4 protein-coding genes are annotated in these 3,026 nt (G+C 61.0%); all 4 read left to right on the plus strand.

Annotated features, from left to right (window positions below; translation table 11 throughout):
* A partial coding sequence (locus EOC06_RS06045) for an FAD-binding oxidoreductase (protein ID WP_206631158.1) occupies positions 1-1,028 on the plus strand: 1,028 nt, incomplete at its 5' end.
* A 2-nt stretch (positions 1,029-1,030) separates the two neighbouring features.
* Positions 1,031-1,393, plus strand: coding sequence for an AraC family ligand binding domain-containing protein (locus tag EOC06_RS06050; protein ID WP_164762505.1), 363 nt, complete (start codon positions 1,031-1,033; stop codon positions 1,391-1,393).
* 319 nt (positions 1,394-1,712) lie between these two features.
* On the plus strand, positions 1,713-2,360 hold the full coding sequence (locus EOC06_RS06055; protein ID WP_127326729.1) for a response regulator transcription factor: 648 nt from the start codon (positions 1,713-1,715) through the stop codon (positions 2,358-2,360).
* A 318-nt stretch (positions 2,361-2,678) separates the two neighbouring features.
* A partial coding sequence (locus EOC06_RS41810) for a hypothetical protein (RefSeq protein WP_245469361.1) occupies positions 2,679-3,026 on the plus strand: 348 nt, incomplete at its 3' end.

Genomic DNA, 3,026 nt, shown 5'->3' on the forward strand with positions numbered 1-3,026 from the left:
GCGCTACGTGCGAAGCACAGCTTGGCGCCTGGGACGACGCGTTAAACAAGCTGGCAGCGCACGGCTACGTCCCGGCGCGGCGAGTTTCGCGCCCTGAGATCGCGGCGATGGCCGGTACGACGAGCCACCTTGGCGGTGCGTTCGACGCTTCGTCGGCAACTGTGCATCCTGGGTTCCTGGTGCGCGGCCTGCGTCGTGCAGCGCTGAACCGCGGCGTTCGGATCTATGAAAAGTCGCCGATGAAGCGGTTTTCACGACGTGGCAAGCTCACGGTGGAAACGGCGAAAGGAACTGTGTCCTGCGGCAAGGTCGTGCTTGCCATGAATGCCTGGTCCGGGGCGATTCCGGAACTGGCCCCTGCGATCTTCAACATCTCCAGCGACGACGCCATGTCACAGCCCATTCCAGACCTTCTCGACAAGGTCAGCTACCGCCGGGCGCCGCTGATGATCGATTCCCGCGTCTTCGTTGGCGGTTGGTCTCCGACGCGCGATGGTCGGCTGTCCGTCGGCGTCAGCGGTGGCGTCATCGGCTTCGGCGGCATCGTCGACCAGCGTTTCCATGGCCTGTCGCCACGGGTCGCCGAAATGCGTCGCGTGCTGCGGGATGGCCACCCGGCGCTCGCCGATTTCCCGCTCGAGACATCGTGGAACGGCCCGATCGACCGGACGGTCAGCGGCGTCCCGCTGTTCGGCGCTTTGCCCGCCAACCGCGATGTCGTCTACGGCTACGGCTTTTCCGGCAATGGCACGACAATGGCTTATATCGGCGGCGAGATCCTCACCGGCCTGCTGACTGACGGCGAATCGGAACTGACGCATTCGGCGCTGGTGCGTCCGGTGGCGCGCGGTTTCCCGCCCGAACCCTTTCGCTTCGTCGGTGCGCATTTCGTCCGTGGCGCGGTGCGTCGGCGCGACGATCTCGAACATGCCGGGCGCAAGCTGGATCCGGTGACGAGATGGCTCGCCGGGCTGGCTCCGTCCGGCGTCACTCCCTCCAAAGCCAATCTTCGCGCAAAGAAAGGATGACAATGTCCAAGGCCAGGGTTTTCAAGCACAGCGAGTTGACTCTGAAGCCATCAGTCACGCCGACCGGAACGTCGTCGATCGCGCGCGTGATCAATGCCGAGATCAGCCGGACCATGGGCGGTGGCATTGAGTATCTGGAGAACGCCTCGATCGACTGGACCGTGACCTATGACGAGGTGCTGTTCATCCATGAAGGCACGCTGACGATCGAACTGGATGACGGCCGCCACGAATGCCGCCCCGGCGACATCGTCTGGCTGCCCAATGGCACGCATCTGAAATACATCGCAACCGAGCGCACCGGCTATTTTTACTGCCTGTACCCGTACGACTGGGCCGCGCGGCAAGGGACGGTAGAACCTTGAAGTGACAGGCATATCATAGGTTCGCCTTTCACCGCGCAGTTCCGGGGTCTCCGCGAAGTACGCATTGCAGGTCAATATCGTCGGCTGCAAAGCGTCACGCTTGGAAGCGATTTCATGGTGATAGCGGCCAGGAAGGGCAGCTAGCCAGCTTCCCGCCCAAGTGCGATGCGAGATGTCCGCTGATCCGCCTGGCAGACGGCGGATTGTCATTATAACAACATGTATATTAGCTATTACTTGACAATAGGCCTAGGCTCTGGTTTCCTGATTTTACGGGTACTTAACCAAGTTCGTTGCGTTTTTTACGGACGGTGTTCGCATGTCGACGTTGGTCGTGGCGGACCCGCGAGGGGTATATCTCGCCGGTCTGGAATGGGTTTTGCAGAAGGCTGGACACGATGTTGTCGCCCAGTGCCGCCGCCCTGTGGACGTTCTCGCTCATGTGGAGCGCCATCAACCTGATATCGTCATCGTGGGCGTGGATCTCGCGGACCAGCAGACATCAGGTCTTTCCTCACGGCTGAAGGCCGGCAACAGCGCTCTCGGCATCATCTTCATCGTGCAGCCAACCGGTAGGCTCGATGTCAGGGAAATACAGACGCTCGACGTCGACGGCCTGTTTCTGGACGGCATCAGCCACCGCTTTCTCGTCGAATGCGTGAATGCGGTGGCGGCGGGTAAGAAGTGGATCGACAACAAGATCGTCCAGCAACTGCTGATGCCCGGGTCGCAGCCGCAACCAATGTCCCGGCTGACCGGGCGGGAGACCGAGATCGCCGATCTCGTCTCGCGCGGGCTGCGCAACAAGACCATCGCGCAGCGGCTGCATTTATCCGAAGGCACGGTGAAGATGCACCTGCATCACGTCTACGAGAAGCTGCATCTCGGCGGCAGGGCGGAACTGGCTTGGGTGGCGCACGGCAAAGGCGCCGAGCGTCCAGGAACGGGCCGAACCGGCCTGCTCTGACCGCCCCTCTCTCATCGCACTGACATTGTACGCAAGGCAACGGCCGGAAAGCCGCTGACGGCATCTGCCTTGTGCCGGCGCGGCCTCTCCCAGCGCCCGCCAGCCTGATCTATCGAAGGATATATATCGTTCGATCAGGTGCGGACATTGACCGCAATACTATCGAAGCGGGAATGGACGCGTCCTCTGCGCCGGCGGCACAATGAAATTGGAGGGGCGCATTTCAGTATGCGACCGGCTGCACCGGGGTAGGTGCATTTCCGGCATTGGGGGCTGCATCCCTTTTCCAGAAAGCATTTTGAACCAAGGAGAATCTCCATGGCACTCGACATCGCAGCTCAAGACATCATCATCGACGAGACAATCGGTTTTACGGACGATGATATCAATCCGGCCATTCCGCCATACGACACCAACCCCACGGTGCAATATCTCCTAAGTCTCGACGATCCGGGTGGGTTGACCTCGCCTGAGGTCGCCTTCCAGGCCAACTTCGTGGAGGCCTCGGCGAGCGCGGGAGAAACCATCACCTCGGTCGTTCTCTCACAGAACCTCGCTGGAACCCCGTTTTCCACCACCGTCGGCGTGAACAGCGGCATTCAGACGGTCGATGGCAATTATGTCTGGCTGTTCCAGGACCTAACGCATCCAACCGTCGTGATCGGC

This window comes from Mesorhizobium sp. M7A.F.Ca.MR.362.00.0.0, from assembly GCF_004023175.1.
GTDB lineage: Bacteria > Pseudomonadota > Alphaproteobacteria > Rhizobiales > Rhizobiaceae > Mesorhizobium.